Genomic DNA, 1193 nt, shown 5'->3' on the forward strand with positions numbered 1-1193 from the left:
CTACCATCATGCAGTTGCCCGATCCATCCGGATTCAGCGCAGACCCGTTCACCGATATTATTCGCGAGGGCGCGCGCAAGCTGATCGAGCAGGCCATCCAGGCGGAACTCGCGGCGTTCATGGCCGCGTTTGCTGACGAAAAGCTGGAGAATGGGACATCCCGGCTGGTGCGCCATGGTCACCTGCCCGAGCGCGAGGTGATGACCGGGATCGGCCCCGTGCCCGTGAAGGTGCCCCGGGTGCGCGATCGCATGCCTGGCGAAGAAAAGATCAGCTTCACGCCCAGCATCCTGCCGCGATACCTGCGCAAGGCGAAATCGGTCGAGGAGCTGCTGCCCTGGCTTTACCTCAAGGGCGTCAGCACCGGCGATTTCAGCGAGGCGCTGGCGACTCTTCTGGGTCCCAACGCCAACGGGCTTTCCGCCAAGACAATCACGCGGCTGAAGGCCGACTGGTGGAACGACTACGAGGCCTGGCAGAAACGCGACCTGGGCAACCGGCGCTTTCTCTACATCTGGGACGATGGCGTCTATTTCAAACCGCGCATGGCTGAAGAAGTGAGGAGGAACAGAATTTGATCCAGTGGATCAAATTCCCGACGAACAATGCGTTCTGGTGATCGTGGGGGCCGATGAATATGGCCGCCAGGAGTTGCTGGCGATGACCGACGGCTTCCGCGAAAGCACGGAAAGCTGGCGCGAACTCTTGATGGATCTCCGGCGCCGGGGCCTGAAACAGGACCCGAAACTGGCCATCGGCGACAGCGCTCTCGGGTTCTGGACCGCGCTGCGCGAGGTCTTCGCGACCACGCGGGAACAACGCTGCTGGGTCCACAAGACAACGAACGTTCTGAACGCGCTGCCGAAATCGCTGCAGGAGAAAGCCAAGGGTCATCTGCACGATATCTGGCAGGCGGAAACCAAGGCCGAGGCCAGCGCTGCCTTCGACTTTTTCGTCGAAACCTACAGGGTCAAGTTAGCCCGTGAACGCGATCCGTCCGAGAGAGCGGGCGAACGACAAGGCCGTCGCCAAGTTGGTCAAGGATCGCGCGGAGTTGTTGACCTTCTATGACTTCCCGGCCGAACAGTGGAAACACATCCGGACCTCGAATCCAATTGAAAGCACTTTCGCCACCGTTCGACACCGCACGAAGCGCACCAAGGGATGCCTTAGCCGCAGGACCGGACTTGCCA

1 pseudogene is annotated in these 1193 nt (G+C 60.9%); it reads left to right on the plus strand.

Annotated features, from left to right (window positions below):
* A pseudogene (locus ESZ60_RS20610) lies at nucleotides 1–1193 on the plus strand (IS256 family transposase); the annotation flags it as partial.

Source organism: Paracoccus ravus (assembly GCF_004522175.1).
GTDB classification, from domain to species: domain Bacteria; phylum Pseudomonadota; class Alphaproteobacteria; order Rhodobacterales; family Rhodobacteraceae; genus Paracoccus; species Paracoccus ravus.